The organism is Butyrivibrio hungatei (genome assembly GCF_001858005.1).
In the GTDB taxonomy this organism is placed as follows: Bacteria; Bacillota; Clostridia; order Lachnospirales; family Lachnospiraceae; genus Butyrivibrio; species Butyrivibrio hungatei.
The window spans coordinates 2800752-2819805 of the sequence record NZ_CP017831.1 but is presented as its reverse complement, the minus strand read 5'-3'; the positions used below and the strand labels follow the sequence as shown (position 1 = coordinate 2819805).

Annotated in this window: 16 protein-coding genes and 1 tRNA gene; 16 read left to right on the top strand and 1 reads right to left on the bottom strand. The window is 40.8% G+C overall.

What is annotated here, in order from left to right; translation table 11 throughout:
- Window positions 1-6: 6 nt before the first annotated feature.
- The 6 genes from bhn_RS13035 (at window position 7) to bhn_RS13010 (ending at window position 6233) form a co-directional block, all read left to right on the top strand.
- A complete protein-coding gene (locus bhn_RS13035) occupies window positions 7-1233 on the top strand; it encodes a peptidase U32 family protein (RefSeq protein WP_071177102.1) in 1227 nt (408 codons plus the stop codon).
- Window positions 1234-1331: 98 nt separating this feature from the next.
- On the top strand, window positions 1332-3443 hold the full coding sequence (locus bhn_RS13030) for a glutamine synthetase III family protein (protein ID WP_071177101.1): 2112 nt from the start codon (window positions 1332-1334) through the stop codon (window positions 3441-3443).
- 109 nt (window positions 3444-3552) lie between these two features.
- A tRNA-Gln gene (locus bhn_RS13025) sits at window positions 3553-3625 on the top strand.
- 74 nt (window positions 3626-3699) lie between these two features.
- On the top strand, window positions 3700-4434 hold the full coding sequence (locus tag bhn_RS13020) for an acyl-[acyl-carrier-protein] thioesterase (protein ID WP_071177100.1): 735 nt from the start codon (window positions 3700-3702) through the stop codon (window positions 4432-4434).
- Window positions 4435-4463: 29 nt separating this feature from the next.
- The gene (locus tag bhn_RS13015; RefSeq protein ID WP_071177099.1) at window positions 4464-5297 is read left to right on the top strand and encodes a CvfB family protein; all 834 of its coding nucleotides are present in this window, start codon (window positions 4464-4466) and stop codon (window positions 5295-5297) included.
- Between the two features lie 9 nt (window positions 5298-5306).
- Window positions 5307-6233 (top strand): CPBP family intramembrane glutamic endopeptidase, encoded by a 927-nt coding sequence (locus bhn_RS13010; RefSeq protein WP_071177098.1) that lies wholly within the window; start codon window positions 5307-5309, stop codon window positions 6231-6233.
- A gap of 47 nt (window positions 6234-6280) precedes the next feature.
- Here the strand turns inward: bhn_RS13010 and bhn_RS13005 are convergent, their stop codons facing one another.
- Window positions 6281-6469, bottom strand: a complete 189-nt coding sequence (locus tag bhn_RS13005) for a YjfB family protein (RefSeq protein ID WP_071177097.1) — start codon at window positions 6467-6469, stop codon at window positions 6281-6283.
- 228 nt (window positions 6470-6697) lie between these two features.
- On the opposite strand from bhn_RS13005, the gene bhn_RS13000 reads away from it, so the two are divergent.
- The 10 genes from bhn_RS13000 to uvrA all read left to right on the top strand — a co-directional run bounded on the left by bhn_RS13000 (window position 6698) and on the right by uvrA (window position 18965).
- Entirely contained in the window at window positions 6698-7780 is a 1083-nt protein-coding gene (locus bhn_RS13000) for a PucR family transcriptional regulator (protein WP_071177096.1), read from the top strand.
- A 13-nt stretch (window positions 7781-7793) separates the two neighbouring features.
- Window positions 7794-8534, top strand: a complete 741-nt coding sequence (ftsE, locus tag bhn_RS12995; protein WP_071177095.1) for a cell division ATP-binding protein FtsE — start codon at window positions 7794-7796, stop codon at window positions 8532-8534.
- Window positions 8524-9420, top strand: coding sequence for a permease-like cell division protein FtsX (gene ftsX, locus bhn_RS12990; protein WP_071177094.1), 897 nt, complete (start codon window positions 8524-8526; stop codon window positions 9418-9420). The genes ftsE and ftsX overlap by 11 nt, the downstream gene beginning before the upstream one ends.
- Window positions 9413-10645: a murein hydrolase activator EnvC family protein gene (locus bhn_RS12985; protein WP_071177093.1), complete on the top strand. Its 1233-nt coding sequence runs from the start codon at window positions 9413-9415 to the stop codon at window positions 10643-10645. The genes ftsX and bhn_RS12985 overlap by 8 nt, the downstream gene beginning before the upstream one ends.
- Before the next feature lie 24 nt (window positions 10646-10669).
- Window positions 10670-11935 (top strand): S41 family peptidase, encoded by a 1266-nt coding sequence (locus bhn_RS12980; protein WP_236845931.1) that lies wholly within the window; start codon window positions 10670-10672, stop codon window positions 11933-11935.
- 122 nt (window positions 11936-12057) lie between these two features.
- Window positions 12058-12780 carry a PP2C family protein-serine/threonine phosphatase gene (locus tag bhn_RS12975; RefSeq protein ID WP_071177092.1) on the top strand — a complete coding sequence of 241 codons (723 nt, stop codon included), beginning with the start codon at window positions 12058-12060 and terminating at the stop codon, window positions 12778-12780.
- Between the two features lie 2 nt (window positions 12781-12782).
- Window positions 12783-13739, top strand: a complete 957-nt coding sequence (locus tag bhn_RS12970) for a serine/threonine protein kinase (RefSeq protein ID WP_071177091.1) — start codon at window positions 12783-12785, stop codon at window positions 13737-13739.
- Window positions 13736-13975, top strand: a complete 240-nt coding sequence (locus tag bhn_RS12965; RefSeq protein WP_071177090.1) for a hypothetical protein — start codon at window positions 13736-13738, stop codon at window positions 13973-13975. The genes bhn_RS12970 and bhn_RS12965 overlap by 4 nt, the downstream gene beginning before the upstream one ends.
- An 82-nt stretch (window positions 13976-14057) precedes the next feature.
- Entirely contained in the window at window positions 14058-16043 is a 1986-nt protein-coding gene (uvrB, locus tag bhn_RS12960; protein WP_071177089.1) for an excinuclease ABC subunit UvrB, read from the top strand.
- Window positions 16044-16088: 45 nt separating this feature from the next.
- The gene (gene uvrA / locus bhn_RS12955; RefSeq protein WP_071177539.1) at window positions 16089-18965 is read left to right on the top strand and encodes an excinuclease ABC subunit UvrA; all 2877 of its coding nucleotides are present in this window, start codon (window positions 16089-16091) and stop codon (window positions 18963-18965) included.
- Window positions 18966-19054: the final 89 nt, after the last annotated feature.

Genomic DNA, 19054 nt, shown 5'->3' with positions numbered 1-19054 from the left:
TAATTTATGAAAAAACCAGAATTATTGATTCCGGCAAGTAGTTTGGAAGTATTAAAGACAGCGGTAATGTTTGGCGCCGATGCAGTATATATTGGTGGTGACGCTTTTGGACTTAGAGCTAAAGCCAAGAACTTCAGTCCAGAAGAGATGAAAGAGGGAATTGAGTTTGCTCATGCCCATGGAGTAAGGGTTCACGTAACAGTTAATATCCTTGCTCACAACTATGATCTTGATGGCGTTGAGAAGTATCTCCATGAGTTAAAAGAGTTAGGCCCAGACGCGCTCATTATTGCAGACCCTGGTATTTTCATGAAAGCCAGAAGGATCTGTCCTGAGATAGAGATTCACGTATCAACACAGGCCAACAATACAAACTACGAGACTTATAATTTCTGGCATGATCTTGGAGCAAAGAGAGTAGTTGCTGCTAGAGAGCTTTCTCTTAGAGAAATCAAAGAGATCAAGGAGAGAATCCCGGAAGACCTTGAAATGGAGTGTTTCATTCACGGTGCTATGTGCATTTCCTATTCAGGAAGATGTCTTTTATCAAATTACTTCACAGGAAGAGACGCCAACAAAGGCGCTTGTACACATCCATGCAGATGGAAGTATTCAATCGTGGAAGAGCAGAGACCTGGCGAATATCTTCCAGTTTATGAAAATGAGAGAGGAACTTACATCTTTAATTCAAAGGATCTGTGCATGATCGAACACATTCCTGAGCTTGTGGACGCCGGAGTAGACAGCTGCAAGATCGAGGGCAGAATGAAAACAGCCCTTTATGTAGCTACAGTTGCCAGAACCTATAGAAAAGCAATCGATGATTACTTTGAGTCTGAAGAAAAGTACAGAGAGAACATGTCATGGTACCTTGATCAGATCTCAAGATGTACATACAGACTCTTTACCACAGGCTTTTATTTTGGAAAACCTAGTGATGAAGCTCAGATCTATGACAATAATACTTATGTTAACGAATATATCTATCTTGGAATAGTTGGTGAGGTTGACGACAGAGGCTTTGCCAAGATCGAACAGAGAAATAAGTTCTCTGTTGGCGATGAGATAGAAATCATGAAGCCTGACGGAACAGATGTCAAGGCTAAGGTGAATGGAATGTATACTGAGGATGGTGAGAGCGTTGATTCATGCCCACATCCAAAGCAGGTTATTTACCTTGATCTATCAGTAAAGCCTGATAAATTCGATATTTTGAGAATCCCTTCTGAATAATTTTGCAAAAGAAATCAAAAAAATACTACACGTTTTAATACAGTTGTTGTAAACTCAAGGGTAGCGTAAGCAAGTTAAACAAAGGAAGGGATGCATTGATGAACAATAAGGTGAATGTTGAAGAAATATTCGGGCAGAACGTCTTTACTCTTGCAAAGATGAGAGAACGTCTTCCAAAGAATGTCTACAAAGAGGTTGTTAGTGTCACAGAACATGGTGGTGAGCTTTCCAAGGAATCTGCTGATGTAGTTGCAAATGCAATGAAAGAATGGGCAGTAGAAAACGGAGCAACTCACTATACACACTGGTTCCAGCCACTTACTGGAATCACAGCTGAGAAGCATGACTCATTTGTTGGAAGTGCTGACAAAGACGGAAGAATGCTTACATCTTTTTCTGGAAAAGAACTTATCAAGGGAGAACCAGATGCTTCATCATTCCCTTCAGGTGGCCTTAGAGCAACATTTGAGGCCAGAGGATATACAACATGGGATATTACGTCACCAGCATTTTTGAAGGAATCAGGAGCTGGTGTTACATTATGCATTCCAACAGCTTTTTGTTCATACACAGGAGAAGCCTTAGACAAAAAGACTCCTCTCTTAAGATCTATGGAGGCTGTTAACAAGCAGGCTCTTAGGATCGTCAAATTATTCGGCAATACAAATGCCACAAAGGTTAACGTTTCAGTAGGACCAGAGCAGGAATATTTCCTTGTAGACTGGGATAAGTCAATGAAACGTGAGGACCTTATCTTCACAGGCAGAACTCTTTTCGGTGCGCCAGCTCCTAAGGGACAGGAGATGGAGGACCACTACTTTGGTGTAATCCGTGAGAGAGTCGGCGAATTCATGAAAGATCTCAACGTAGAATTATGGAAGCTTGGTGTTCCGGACAAGACTCAGCACAATGAGGTAGCACCTGGACAGCACGAGCTTGCTCCAATATATGAGACAGCTAATATTGCAGTTGATCACAACCAGATCATCATGGAGACAATGAAGCGAGTAGCTGAACATCACCACATGAGATGTCTTCTCCACGAGAAGCCATTTGCAGGTGTGAACGGTTCAGGTAAGCACGACAACTGGTCTCTTTGCACAGATGATGGAGTGAATCTCCTTGATCCGGGCGATACACCAAACAAGAACATTCAGTTCCTCTTTGTTCTTGCTTGTGTCATTAAGGCAGTTGATAAGCATGCAGATCTTTTGAGACAGAGTGCTTCAGACGTAGGAAATGACCACAGACTTGGGGCTAATGAGGCACCTCCAGCTATTATGTCAGTGTTCCTTGGCGAACAGCTTGAGGATGTTGTCAGACAGCTCATCGAGACAGGTGAAGCCAAGTCCAGCAAGAAGGGCGGAAAGCTCAAGACTGGTGTATCAACACTTCCTCAGTTCGAGAAGGATGCTACTGATAGAAACCGTACATCACCATTTGCATTTACTGGAAACAAATTTGAGTTCAGAATGGTTGGATCATCAGATTCAATGGCAAGCTCAAATACTACTCTTAATACAATTGTTGCTGAAGCTTTCTGCGAGGCAGCAGACAGACTTGAGAAGGCCAAGAATTTTGATGTAGAAGTTCATGACATTATCAAGGAATACATGACTGAGCATCAGCGCATCATCTTCAATGGAGATGGATACTCAGAGGATTGGGTAAAAGAGGCAAAGAAGAGAGGCCTTCCAAATATCAAGTCCACTATTGAGGCAGCAGATACTCTCACAACCAAGAAAGCAATCGAACTATTCGAGAAGTTTGGCGTATACACAAAGGTTGAACTTGAATCAAGAAAAGACATCATCTTTGAGACATATGCTAAGACAATCAATATCGAAGCACTTACAATGATAGATATGGCTTCCAAGCAGATCATTCCAGCAGTTATGAAGTATGCAGGAAGACTTGCAGCAGATGTTAATGAAATCAAGGCAGCAGGCGTAGATGCCACTGTACAGCAGGATGAACTTAAGGAGATCCAGACTCAGCTTGGCAACATGAAGAAGGCTTTAGACAAGCTCAAGGCGTGTGAAGAGAAGGCTGGTAAGATTTCAGACCACAGAGAACTTGCTTTCTTCTACAAGGATAAGGTAAGACCTGTTATGGATGCCCTCAGAGCACCTGCAGACAAGCTTGAGATGCTGGTTGATAAAAAGGATTGGCCATTCCCAACATATGCAGATCTTCTTTTTGAAGGCTGATAACATCTCGTGAAATGTAGATAAAATAAGTGATTGTGAGGTTTTTAGAAAAATTTGAAAAAAGTACTTGCATTTTTCTAAAACCTCACGTATAATCATTTCTTGTCGGTGGGCTATCGCCAAGCGGTAAGGCAACGGACTCTGACTCCGTCATTACGTAGGTTCGAATCCTACTAGCCCAGCTAGAAACGAGATTGGAAACAATCTCGTTTTTTTTATACAATCGGGAATTATTTTTTGATTGGAGACTATAAGCATGTATTCATTTAATTCCAGGATCAGATATAGTGAAGTTGATAGTAACGCAGAGCTTACTCTTGAATCTCTGATTGATTATTTTCAGGATTGCTCAACCTTTCAGACTCAGGATGGTCCAGCCAAAATGGAGTATCTTAGAGAGCAGAATATGGCTTGGGTATTGAATTCATGGCAGATTACGATCAATAGATATCCTAAGCTGTGTGAGCATGTTACTATAGGAACAGTTCCATATATGCTTAAAGGCCCATTGGGACTTAGAAATTTCTTTATGGATACTGATAATGGTGAGAGGCTTGCAATTGCCAATTCCGTGTGGACATTATTTGATTTTGAAAAAAATGTCCCTGTAAGAGTAACTCCAGTAATTGTAGATGCCTATCCTCTTGAAGATAAACTTGAGATGGAGTATGGCAACAGGAAGATCAAGATACCTGAAACAGGTGAAAAGATAGATTGCGAAGAAATAGTAGTAAGAAGGCATAATCTTGACACCAATAACCATGTGAATAACGGCCAGTACATCAGAATGGCAATAGACTGTCTGGAAGATAAGAGCAGAAAAGTGGTTTCAATGCGTGCTGAATACAAAAAACAGGCAAGGCTTGGAGATATTCTTTTACCGGTTGTTATAAAAAACAAAGAAGTAGATAATAGTATATATACTGTGAGTCTCAATAACACAGAAGGCTCACCGGTATGTATTGTAGAACTAGTAGTTAGTGATAATTGACATCGCTATATTTTTTGAACGGAGGACTTATGATCAAATTAGGTGAAAAACAGACACTAGTAGTAATCAAAGAGGTGGATTTCGGCGTATATCTTGCTGAGAACATGGACAGTGAGGAGAAGGTACTCCTTCCTGGCAAGCAGGTTCCGGCTGAAGCTGGGCTTGGCTCTGAGATAGAGGTCTTTATATACAAAGATTCAGACGACAGACTTATTGCAACAACAACAACTCCCAAGATCATGTTAGGAGACGTAAGAAGACTTAGAGTAAAAGAACTCAGTAAGATCGGCGCATTTATGGATTGGGGCCTTGAAAAAGACGTACTGATGCCATTTAGAGAGCAGCGTGGCAAGATCAAGGTTGGTGATGAAGTGCTCTGCGCGCTTTATATCGATAAGAGCAGCAGACTTGCTGTAACAATGAATGTATATAAATATCTTTTGGACAAGAGTCCTTATTCAAAAGATGATAAGGTTATCGGAACTGTATACGAGATGAGTGACAACTTTGGCGCTTTTGTTGCAGTAGATGACATCTATTCAGGACTTATTCCAAAGAAAGAGCTCTATGGCAATATTCAGATCGGTGATGAAGTAAATGCCAGAGTAACATCAGTCAAAGAGGATGGAAGACTTAACTTAAGTGTTAGGGAAAAGGCTTATCTTCAGATGGACGATGACGCCAAAAAGGTTCTCGAGATGCTTGATGATAATGGAGGAAAGCTTCCTTTCACTGATAAGGCATCACCTGAACTTATCAGAGAGAAGACTCATATGAGTAAAAATGAGTTTAAACGAGCTATTGGAAGACTTTTAAAAGAGGGCAAAGTCGAGATAGGCAAGGATTCCATTATCAGGAAATAAGGAGAAAATATGGATTATAGGCGTGCCAACAGAACTTATCTATATATGATAATAGCGACTTTGGTCCTGGTCCTTTTGATCAGCTATTATTATGCAGTTACTGGAAGATCACTTTCAATTTTTATGGATAACCTTCTATGTGAGCTTGTTATACTTTTGCCGACAATGGCTGTAGTTTTGCTTAGTGGTGAAAAGATATCACATGTTATTCCAATGAGAGGCATAAAACCAGCTTCTTTAGTGCTTACAGTAGGTTATCTTTTAGCACTTTTTCCATTGGTTACTTTGGTGAATTACATCTCGATGTTCTTTGTTGAGAATATGGTAAGTTCCATAAGCGATGAGGTTCTTGCCATGCCGATGTGGAAAATGATCCTTTCTATGGGTCTTATTGGACCGTTTATTGAGGAAATTGTATTTAGAGGAGTGATATTCCACAGCTACAAAAAGACAGGACGAATAGTAGGATCTATCATCCTTTCTTCAGTACTTTTTGGAATGATGCACCTTAATTTCAACCAGTTTGCTTATGGCGCGGTAATGGGCGTGATGTTCTGTCTATTGGTGGAGGCAACAGGAAGTGTTTTGTCATCATTTATTGCCCATGCACTGTTCAACACTATTGAAGTTATCGTGATGTATACTGCATCAGGAACTGTTGGGGAAGCAGACGTGGTCGTGGAAAACGTGGTCGGAGACCATAGCACTTTGGAGTTTCTGGCATTTTATTTGGTTATGTCTGTCATATTTACAACTGCGGCTTTTTATATAGTTCGTAAGATTGCTGATATTCAGGGCAGGACGGAATATTATAACTATATTAGAAAGAGCGAAAAACAAGGCTATAAACTGATCACAGTGCCTCTTGTGATAGCAATAGTGATCTCAGTAGCGTATATGTGTTTTGTGGCATATATATCGAATTACACTTACTAAAAAACAAATGCTCCAGGAAAACCTGGAGCATTTTTGTGATGGCTCAATCAGATACGAATGTCAATGTTTGAACCGATATTAGGATTCACAGAAAGTTCTGAGACAGCATCAATGCTCTCTACCAATCCACTTCCTACATCTTCCATGAAATCGAGGTTCTTGGATAGCATAGCAATCCCAACATCATTTAAGATCCGATTTTGGGAAAGAGCCATCGATAAAGCTGGAATATCCATATTCACCTCCTGTGCCAAATGGGCACACTTCACTTTATCCTATCTAGTATATCGGATTATTTAGGGGGTAAGTTGATACCAAAAAGAAGAGGGCGTTTTTGGTACTTTTGACTAGGAAAATTGAAAAATGTACAAAAAACACCCTTTAAAGAGTGGATTTTTTTGTACATTTATATTAAAATGCTATGTATACAATTCGCAGATAGAAGACTGCAGAAAGAGTGAAAAATGATTTCGAATCAAATTCTTCAGAACACCATTGATGGGTTAAAAAACATAGCGCATGTTGATCTCTATGTGCTTGATACTGATGGTAAGGAAGTTGCAGCTACAGCCAGTGATATCGGTAATGTTACAGCTGTGGCCAGAGATTTCGTTGATTCACCAGCTGATTCACAGGAAATCCAGGGCTTTCAGTATTTCAAGATATATGATGAACAGCAGCTTGAATACATTCTGATCTGCACAGGTTCAGGCGAGCATGTTTATATGCTCGGCAAGATGATCGCATATCAGATTCAGAGTCTTCTTGTGGCTTACAAAGAGAGATTTGACAAGGATAACTTTATCAAGAACCTTCTTCTTGATAATCTTCTTTTGGTTGATATCTATAGCAGAGCCAAAAAGCTTCACATCCAGACTGATGCTAAGAGAGTTGCCATGATCGTTGAGTCTATGAATGGAAGGGACAACAATGCCCTTGAAGTTGCAAGAACTCACTTTGGCAACGGAACAGACTTTGTTACTGAAGTCGATGAAGATAATATCATTGTGGTCAAGGATGTTACAGATTTGGGCAAGCCTGGCGAGATTGCTAAGGTCGCAGAAGATATGCTTACAACTCTTGAAAAAGAGGGACTTTCAGGAGTAAGAATTGCATATGGAACAGTTGTAGGGGAGATCAAAGAAGTCAGCCGATCCTACAAAGAAGCAAAGATGGCACTAGATGTTGGAAAGATATTCTTTGACGAGCGCAAAGTTATCTGCTACAGCGAACTTGGTATTGGAAGACTTATTTATCAGCTTCCTATTCCTCTTTGCAAGATGTTTATCAAAGAGATATTCGGCGGCAAAAATCCTGATGAATTCGACCAGGAGACACTTACGACTATCGATAAATTCTTTGAGAACAGTCTGAACGTGTCAGAGACATCAAGACAGCTCTTTATCCACAGAAATACACTTGTGTATAGACTTGATAAGCTTCAGAAGAGCACAGGACTTGACCTTAGAGTATTTGATGATGCAATAACTTTCAAAATTGCTCTTATGGTTGTAAGATACATGAAGTACATGGAAAAGTTTACTTGATCAGGAGATAGGTATGGAAAAAGGATACAGAAAAAGAAGGACTTCTAGACAGATTCCTGATGATGAAGTCATCACTCTGGAGAATGTCACTAAGTCATATTCTACAGGGGCACCTGCATTAAACGGAGTCACACTTCACATCAAAAGAGGTGAGTTCGTATTTATCGTAGGTGATAGTGGATCTGGTAAGTCTACACTTATAAAGCTTTTACTTAGAGAACTTGTACCAACAGATGGAGAGATCACTGTTCTTGGTTACAATTTAAAGAAGATCAAACATAGAAAGATCCCTAAGTTTAGACGTAACCTTGGAATCGTGTTCCAGGATTTCCGCCTTCTTAAGGACAGAAATGTTTATGAGAACGTTGCTTTTGCACAGAGGATCGTTCAGACTCCAACAAGGGAGATTAAGAGAAATGTTCCATCAATTCTTGCAACAGTTAACCTTGCTGGTAAGTACAAAAACAAGATAAATCAGCTTTCAGGTGGTGAGCAGCAGAGAGTTGCTCTTGCCAGAGCTTTGGTAAATAAGCCAACAATTCTTTTGGCCGATGAGCCTACAGGAAATCTCGATCCAAACAATTCATGGGAGATCATGAAACTCATGGAGCAGATCAATGAGAATGGCACAACAGTTATCGTTGTAACTCACAACAGAGAGATCGTTAATGCCATGAAGAAGAGAGTTATCACCATGAAAAAAGGCGTCATCATAGAGGACGAGGAAGAAGGTATGTACATCGATGAGGATTAGTAGTTTCTTTTACACCATCGGACAGGGCTTCAAGAATTTAGGCAGAAATAAGTGGTATACGCTTGCTTCAATTGCGACAATAAGTGCTTGTTTGTTTTTGTTCGGACTTTTTTATTCAATAATCACAAACTTCCAGAATGTGGTCAAGACTGCTGAGGAAGGCGTTTCTGTAACTGTTTTCTTCAATGAGGGAGTTGGCGAAGAGCAGATTCTTGTTGTTAAGAGTGACCTCGAGAAGCGTCCGGAAGTCAGAGAAATTGTATATGTATCAGCTGATGAGGCTTGGGAAGGCTTTAAAGAGGAGTACCTTGGCGAATACGCTGATGGCTTTACTGAGAACCCATTGGCAGATTCGGCTAACCTGCAGATTTACTTAAATGACGTATCTATGCAGGGCGCATTAGTAACATATATCGAATCTATTGACGTCGTAAGAGAAGTTAACCGTTCAGAAGTAACGGCTACAACTCTTAGCGGTCTTAATAAGCTTATTGCATATATTTCTGCAGGTATCATCATTATTCTTTTGCTGGTATCAATATTCCTTATCAGCAACACAGTTACAATGGGTATAGCTGTCAGAAAAGACGAGATCAATATTATGAAATACATTGGAGCAACGGACTTCTTTGTAAGAGCACCTTTCGTAGTTGAAGGTATTATCATTGGAATCATTGGTTCACTTATTCCGTTGGTCATCATTTATTTTGTATATACCAATGCGATCTCGTATATAGTATCAAAATTTACAATGTTGTCATCTATCTTGAATTTCCTGCCTGTTGAGATCGTATTCAACAAGCTTTTCCCAATATCACTTGCAATAGGTATTGGTATCGGATTTTTCGGAAGTTTCACAACAGTAAGAAAGCATTTGCATGTATAAGTTTTTTACCAGAAAACAAGGCTTGAACAAAAGAATAATTACGCTTTTACTATGTGCAGCTATTGCAATCTGTACTTTTGCCAATAGCTGCATTACTGCTACTGCGGAGGTAACAGAAGAAAGTATCAAGGCCAAAGAGGAACAGATATCACAGGCCAAGAAGGAACGTGATAACTTAAGTAGTGCCAAGACTAATCTTGAGAAGGTCAAAAAAGATCTTGAAAAGAGCAAGTCTGATCTTAATACTTACATTACTCAGCTTGATGCTTCCCTTACAGATATTCAGGGTAAGATCGACTCTTTGAATGACCAGATCACTGCCAAAGAACAGGAGATCGAGACTACAGAAAAAGAGCTTGAGGAAGCTGAACGCATCCAGCAGGAACAGTATGAAGCCATGAAAAAGAGGATTAAGTTCCTGTATGAGCGCGGCGACACAATATATGTGGAACTGCTCATTGAGTCTGGAAGCTTTTCAGATATGCTCAATAAGGCTGAATATATCGAGATGCTTTCTTCCTATGACAGGAAGAAGCTCGATGAGTATATTGCTACAACAGAGCTCATCCAGGTGACCAAAGAGGCACTGGAAGAGGAAAAAGCTACTCTTGATGCTGCTAAGGCTGAAAAAGAGCAGGAAGAAAAGAATCTTCAGTCTCTTCTTGATACCAAAGAACAGGAACTTACTAACGTTAAGAGCGATATCTCCAGTAAAGAAGCAGCTATTGCTGAGTATGAAGCTGAGATCAAAGCAGAGAATGCAGCTATCGCAGCACTTGAAAAAGAAGTTGCAGCTGATAAGGCAGCTCTTTACAGCAAATATATGTATGATGGCGGTATGTTTACATGGCCATGTCCATCATATTCCCGCATTTCTGATAACTATGGAATGCGTATGCATCCTACTCTAGGAATCGAGAAGATGCATAATGGTATCGACCTTGCGGCTCCTGCAGGCTCTTCAATATTAGCGGCTTATAACGGCACAGTAGTTGCTGCAGATTATAATTCAACTATGGGTAACTATATCATGATCAATCATGGTGGTGGATTGTACACGATCTACATGCATTGCTCTGCGCTGTATGTTTCAAAAGGACAAGATGTAACATCAGGTACCAAGATAGCTGCAGTAGGTTCTACCGGAAGATCAACCGGTAACCATCTGCACTTTGGAGTTAGATTAAATGGAGCTTATGTAAGTCCATGGAATTACCTGAAATAGATACAACCTTGTAGAGGTGTTAAAGTGGAAAATAACGAATATATTGAACAGGATAATGGTCAAGAAAATGAACAGGAGGAAGGGCTTAAGAGTTTACTTACCAAGCGTCTTGTAGCCGGAATCCTCATCGGTTTTTTGTGCTCTATGTTTGTGTGCTCAGCTGTAGCTCTTTTCCTTGCATCTAACGTGTTTGGAATCAACAAGGATAACAGCGAGATCCTGACACAAGAGACTGTAAACAAGATCAAAAAACTTGAAGCTGTAATAGATTCAAATTATTACAAGACTGAAATAGACAAGGAAAAAGAGACAGACGGTCTTTATAAAGGCCTTTTGGATTCCCTTGGAGATCCTTACTCGGTTTATTACACTGAGGAAGAGCTCAATGATCTTATGACTGATACAGCTGGCGTTTACTACGGAATCGGAGCATATGTCGGCGTTGATCAGACACTGAATTATCCTAGGATTTCTGGTATAATTCCAGGAAGTCCCGCAGAGGCAGCAGGTCTTTTGCCAGAGGATATCATCTATGAAGTTGACAAAGAAAGTACTCAGGGCCTTGAACTTGAAGACGTAGTGTCTATGATCAAGGGTGAAAAGGGTACTTCGGTACATCTTACTTTGCTTAGAGGCGCAGATGCTGAAGAAGTAGAGGTTGATGTAATAAGAGATGCCGTAGAGGTTCCAACTGTAACTACAAAGGTAATGGATGATGGAATTGGATATCTCCAGATCACTGAGTTTGATGATGTCACACCTGACCAGTTCATTGAGGGAATGGCAGAGCTGAGAGAGTCTAACATCAAGGGACTTATTATCGACCTTAGAAGTAATCCCGGCGGAAGTCTTCAGGCAGTATGCGAGATCGCAAGACAGCTTCTTCCACAGGGTACGATAGTTTATACAGTTGATAGAGACGGTAACAGAGAAGATTATACTTGCGATGGTGAGCATGAGATCGATATACCTGTTGTTGTTCTGGTCAATAAGTACTCTGCTAGTGCTTCTGAGATCTTATCTGGTGCACTTAAGGACTACAATAAAGCTAAGCTTGTTGGAACAACTACCTACGGAAAGGGAATTGTTCAGAGAATCTTTGATCTGAAGGATGGAACAGCTATTAAGCTTACAGTTAGCAGCTATTTTACTCCTAATGGTGTTAATATCCACGGAGTTGGTATCGAACCTGATGTAGAAGTTGAGTTTGATGCGGATGCTTATTCTGAGGACAAGACTGATAATCAGCTGGATAAGGCTGTAGAAGTGATCAAACAAGAAATGGATTGACAAGATAAATAAAAAAATGTATTATTCAAAACTGTGCTAATTCTTAGCACAGTTTTTTCTTGCTCATTTCGAGCGAAATTTCCACTTTTGGAATTGTGTTAGTACGAAAGGATTTTGTTGTTATGAAGGTAAAAGCGTGCATTAATACCGATGTAGGTAAAAAGCGAAAAGAGAACCAGGATTCGTCACTTATTAAGGTTGCCAATTCTGGAAAGCTTGGAAGGATCTCTTTTGTTGTGGTATGCGATGGAATGGGCGGACTGTCCAAAGGCGAAGTTGCAAGCTGTAAAGCAGTAAGGGCAATGGAGAGCTGGTTTCATGAAGAATTGGCGCTGATGCAGGATCTGTCTGATGACAAGCTGATGGATGCTGTGGAAAGGTCATGGAGACGCCTTATTGGCAAGATAAATGGAGATATAAAAAGATACGGAAAGCATAGAGGGATATCTCTTGGGACTACTATGGCAGCTCTTTTACAGGTTGGAAGAAAGTACATTTTGCTAAATGTTGGCGACTCAAGGATTTACCTGCTGTCACGGAGGGAGATAAAGCAGCTCACACAGGATCAGAGTGTTGGAAATGTGCTCATCCAGTGTGTTGGCTCTTCTAAGGCGCCTGATCCTGAGATAGTAAGGGGCGAATTTAAATCGGACTCTACTATTGTGGCTTGTTCTGATGGCTTTTGGAGGAAACTGGAAGAAAAAGAGATATTTAGAGCACTTTGCCCGCAAATGTGCGTGACATCAGAGGATATGCTGGATCAGTGCAGATCTCTTTTTGATATGGCGTGGGAAAGGGAAGAAAAAGACAATATCACTGCAGCTGCCCTTTGCATGGAGTTCTGACCATGAAGATAATAAGGGAACTAGGTAGAGGTGGAACCAGCAAGGTTTATCTTGCATATGACCAGAAACTGCAAAGGTACGTCACACTGAAATTTGTTAAAGATGGCACCTGTGAAAGCGCTAGTGAGGTCTTTGCATCAGAGGTAGAGATACTTAAAAGGCTTGGTGGCAATGGAGGCCCAGAACTTTTAGGAGTTGAAAAAGAATACATCAAAATTTCTTATGTTTCAGGAGAAGATCTTCTCAGTATTCTCAAGAAAAAAGGTAAATTAAAAGAAAAAGAAGCATTAAAATATACGGCGGACCTGGCAGAAACACTAAGGATACTGCATGAACGAAATGAACCGATAATCTACAGAGATCTAAAGCCTGCCAATATCATAATCGGAGATGATGGAAAGGCAAGACTCATTGATTATGGAGCAGCCCGGATTTTTAGAGATGATGTTGAGGCGGACACTGTAAACCTTGGTACTGTAGGCTATGCGGCACCAGAGCAGTTTGGAAGTCTTGGCCAGAGTAGCCAGCAGACAGATATCTACTGCCTTGGAATGACTCTTTTGCAGATGGTTTCAGGAACAAATCTAAAAGACAGCAGCAGATTAAATGAGATAAAGAAAAAAGGCATTAGAGGAGTAAGCCCTGAAACCCTTGATGTGGTCTACAGGTGTATAAAGCCAAGCCGCAAGGAACGATATAAGAACTGCAGGGAAATTGAAAAGGCAATAAAGAAAGTTCCGGAAAGAGTTCGGCATAGAAAGATGCTCAGATATCTGAAGATAGGCGTTGTATCTGCAATTGTAGCGATGGTGATCTCTTTTTCTGCATCTTACTATGATCAGGTAAAAGAGTTTGTTACTTGCGACGTGGAACAGAGGCTGCCTGCAGTAAAAATGAGATTTTATAATGCAAAACAAAGGATTGATGGAGCTTTGGAGGCAATAGAGGAGGAAAGATGATCATATTTGCATATACATTTGCTATTGTGTTTTTGGCAATAGTATTGATATTAGGAGTTGGAGGTCTTTTGGCTGATATCCCTATTGATGATAAAGAGGAGATAGAGGGGATGGCTACAGCCTCGATGTGCACAACGCAGCTCCTTGAAAAGAATGAATGTGTAGAAGAGGATATGCTGGAAGATTTTGTGATAGAACAGGACATGGTCTATACGTATGATTCGATAAATATCTAAATCAGAACAAATGTTTGCGAAAGGCATATTATTGTGTTATACTTCCACTAGCATGTTGGAATGATTTTTAGTGGAGATTGATATGGGAGATTTTAAGTTAGTTGCGCCATATAAGCCTACTGGCGATCAGCCTCAGGCAATCAAAGCTTTGGTAGATGGATTTAAAGCTGGCAATCAGTTTGAGACGCTCCTTGGAGTAACTGGTTCCGGTAAGACTTTTGCCATGGCCAATATTATTGCGGCTTTAAACAAGCCAACCCTTATCATTTCTCACAACAAGACTCTGGCAGGTCAGCTCTATGGCGAGATGAAAGAGTTCTTTCCGGAAAACGCCGTAGAATATTTTGTGTCCTACTACGATTACTATCAGCCTGAAGCTTACGTTCCCCAGACAGATACATATATTGCCAAGGACTCTTCAATAAATGATGAGATTGATAAACTCAGGCTCTCAGCTACAGCATCTCTTTCTGAAAGAAATGATGTAATAGTTGTTGCCAGTGTTTCATGTATATACGGCCTTGGAAGCCCTGATGAATTTAAGGGAATGTCAATTTCATTAAGACCTGGCATGAGCAAGGATAGAGATGAAACCATCAAGGAATTGATAGCTATTCAGTACACCAGAAATGACCTTGATCTTGGAAGATGCAACTTTAGAGTAAGGGGAGACACATTGGAGATATTCCCTGCCAATGCTGATGACTATCTTATCCGAGTTGAATTTTTTGGGGATGAGATAGACAGGATCACAGAGATAGAGCCTGTTACAGCCAAGGTCAGACACGAGCTTTCTCACGTTATGATCTATCCTGCTTCTCATTACGTTGTTCCTCAGGAAAAGATAAATAAGGCCTGCGACAACATTGAAAAAGAACTTGAAGAACAGGTTAAGTTCTTTAAGGGAGAAGATAGACTGATAGAAGCTCAGAGAATCTCGGAGAGAACGAATTTTGATCTTGAGATGATGAGAGAGACAGGCTTTTGTTCAGGAATTGAGAACTACTCAAGGCATCTGAATTTTATGGCGCCAGGGGAACCACCACTTACTCTTTTAGACTTCTATGACAGAGACTTTTTGATAATAGTGGATGAGTCACATATGACTATTCCTCAGATTGGGGCTATGTATCATGGTGACAGGAGCAGGAAGCTTACTCTTGTGGATTATGGCTTTAGACTTCCATCAGCTCTTGATAACAGACCACTTAACTTTGAAGAATTTGAATCTCATATAGATCAGATGCTCTTTTGTTCAGCTACTCCTGGTAAGTATGAAGAGGAACATGAACTTTTAAGAGCCGAGCAGGTCATCAGACCAACAGGTCTTTTGGATCCTGAAATATCAGTAAGACCTGTGGAGGGCCAGATAGATGATCTTATAAGTGAGATCAGAACTGAAATTGACAAGAAAAACAAAGTGCTTGTTACTACTCTTACCAAACGAATGGCTGAGGATCTGACAGAATATCTTGCGGAGTCAGGAATCAGGGTCAAGTACCTTCATTCTGATATAGATACCCTTGAGAGATCAGAAATCATCAGAGATATGAGACTTGATGTGTTTGACGTTCTGGTTGGTATCAACCTTTTGAGAGAAGGACTTGATATTCCGGAGATATCACTTGTAGCGATCATTGACGCCGATAAGGAAGGATTCCTTAGATCAGAGACTTCGCTTATTCAGACTATAGGCCGAGCAGCCCGTAATGCAGAAGGTAGAGTTATCATGTATGCAGATAACATGACTGAGTCCATGCAGAAGGCTATCGATGAAACTGCCAGAAGACGAGCTATTCAGCAAAAGTACAACGAAGAACACGGCATAACACCTCAGACCATCAAGAAGGCGGTAAGAGATCTGATTGCTGTAACGAAGTCTGTGGCCAAGGAAGAGGCCAGATTTGAGAAAGATCCTGAGTCTATGGACAAGGATGAACTTGAGAAACTTATTGCTCAGCTTCAGAAGAAGATGAAGAGAGCTGCAACTGATCTTGATTTCGAAACTGCAGCTATGCTTCGTGATGAATTGATCTCGCTTAAAGAGGTTTTGCTGAAACTGGAATAAAACAGTTTCATGTTTTTGGAGAATGATATGTCAGAAAATAACAGAATGACCAAAAAGAATACTACGACCAAGAGGATACTTTCTTCTGATATCCATGATTACATCAGAGTAAGGGGTGCCAGTGAGCACAACTTAAAGCATGTAAATGTGAAGATACCAAGAGAGACCCTTACTGTTTTTACAGGGCTTTCAGGATCAGGTAAGTCATCACTTGCTTTTGATACCATCTTTGCAGAAGGACAGAGGAGATATATGGAGTCACTTTCTTCATATGCCAGAATGTTCCTTGGCCAGATGGATAAGCCAAATGTTGAGAGAATAGAGGGACTTTCACCTACAATTTCTATTGACCAGAAATCAACAAACAAGAATCCCAGATCAACTGTTGGTACTGTGACTGAGATATACGATCATTTCAGGCTTTTATATGCAAGGATCGGTATTCCTCATTGTCCTAACTGTGGAAGGGAGATCAGACGCCAGACTGTAGATGAGATGTGTGATCAGATCATGGCTCTTGGAGATGGAACCAAAATCCAGATCCTTGCTCCTGTTGTCAGAGGCAAGAAGGGTGAACATGCCAAGACTCTTGATAGAGCCAAAAGAGCTGGTTATGTCCGCGCAAGGATTGACGGAAGCCAGTACGAGATCACAGAAGAAGAGATCAAGCTTGATAAGAATATCAAGCATAGCATTGAGATCATTGTAGATAGGATTGTAGTCAGAAGCGACAACGAGAATTTAAGAAGCAGACTTACAGATTCAGTTGAGAGTGCTCTTCAGCTTGCTGATGGACTTTTGATCGTGGATGTAATTGATGGCAAGGAGCTTAGCTTTAGCCAGAATTTTGCCTGCCCTGATTGTGGTATCAGTATTTCAGAGATAGAGCCTAGAAGCTTTTCGTTCAACAATCCATTTGGTGCCTGCCCTGATTGTGCAGGACTTGGATACAAGATGGAATTTGATGCAGATCTTATGATTCCAGACCGGTCACTTTCACTTAACGAAGGCTGTATTCAGGTTATGGGATGGCAATCATCCAACAAAGAAGGAAGCTTTTCCAATGCAACCTTGAAGGCGCTTGCCAAAGCATATAAATTTAGCATGGATACACCTTTCCAGGATCTTTCTGAGAAGGTTCAGAATATGCTCATTTATGGTGCGGATAAGACTGTTAATGTTCACTACAAGGGTAGCCGTGGAGAAGGCGATTATCCGGTACTGTTCGACGGACTTATCAAAAATGTTGAGCAGCGTTATCGCGAGACTTTTTCAGAGACAGCCAAAGCTGAGTATGAAGAGTACATGAGAATCACTCCTTGCCAGCTTTGTGGCGGTCAGAGACTAAAAAAAGAATCTCTTGCTGTTACTATTGATGACAAGAATATTTATGAGATCACATCTATGTCCATAGATGAGCTTCAGAATTATCTCGATAACATGAAACTTACCGAGCATCAGGAGATAGTCGGAGCGCAGGTTCTCAAAGAGATCAAGGCTAGAGTTGGTTTCCTGGTGGATGTTGGCCTTGATTACCTTTCTCTTTCAAGAGCAACAGGTACCTTGTCAGGCGGAGAGGCCCAGAGAATCCGTCTTGCTACTCAAATCGGTTCAGGACTTTGCGGCGTTTGCTATATCCTTGATGAGCCAAGTATCGGACTTCACCAGAGAGACAACGATAAGCTCCTTAACACTCTCAAGAATCTGAGAGATCTTGGCAATACTCTTATTGTAGTTGAACATGATGAAGATACAATGAGAGCTGCTGATTATATTGTGGATGTTGGTCCTGGAGCAGGATCAAAAGGTGGAAAGATCGTAGCCTGCGGAACTGCAGAAGAGCTCATGCAGGTCAAGGAGTCTATCACTGGTCAGTATCTTGCTGGTAAGCTTAAGATTGAAGTTCCAAAGGTTCGCAGAAAACCTACAGGATGGCTCAAAGTAATTGGAGCAGCTGAAAATAACTTAAAGAACATTGATATAGATGTGCCTGTTGGTGTACTTACCATAGTTACAGGTGTATCAGGTTCAGGAAAGAGCTCTTTTGTAAATGAGATACTCTACAAGCATCTCGCAAGAGATCTCAACAGAGCTAGATGCATTCCAGGTAAGCACAAGGGAATAGAAGGCCTTGAACAGGTTGATAAGGTAATTGCCATTGATCAGTCACCTATAGGTAGAACGCCAAGATCTAATCCGGCAACATACACTGGAGTATTTGATCTTATCAGAGATCTTTTTGCAGGTACTCCTGATGCCAAGGCAAGAGGTTATGCCAAGGGCAGATTTTCATTCAATGTTAAGGGCGGACGATGTGAAGCCTGCGGCGGAGATGGAATCATCAAGATCGAGATGCACTTCCTTCCAGATGTATATGTGCCATGTGAAGTCTGCGGAGGTAAGAGATACAATCACGAGACACTTGAAGTTAAGTACAAAGGAAAGAGCATCTACGATGTGCTTGATATGACTGTAGAAGAGGCGCTTCCTTTCTTTGAGAATGTTAAGACCATTAAGAGAAAGATTCAGACTCTCTATGATGTTGGACTTGGTTATGTTAAGCTTGGCCAGCCAAGTACTGAACTTTCAGGCGGTGAAGCTCAAAGAATCAAGCTTGCAACAGAGCTTAGTAAAGTGGGAACAGGAAAAACTGTTTATATTCTTGATGAACCTACAACAGGACTACATTTTGCAGATGTTCAGAAGCTTGTTAAGATCATGCATGAGCTTGTTGAACAGGGCAACACAGTTGTAGTCATAGAACACAATCTTGATGTTATCAAAACTGGAGACTATATTATTGATATGGGACCTGAAGGAGGATCCAAGGGCGGAACGGTTGTAGTAGCAGGTACACCTGAGGAAGTTGCCAAGTGCAAGAAGTCCTACACGGGAGCATATATCAAAAAGATGCTTAAATAATATAAAGAGGAATTGGGGGATATCCGATATATATAAAAGATGGATATCCCCTTTTCATTATTTTTGATTTGGTTTATAATGCTAATGAT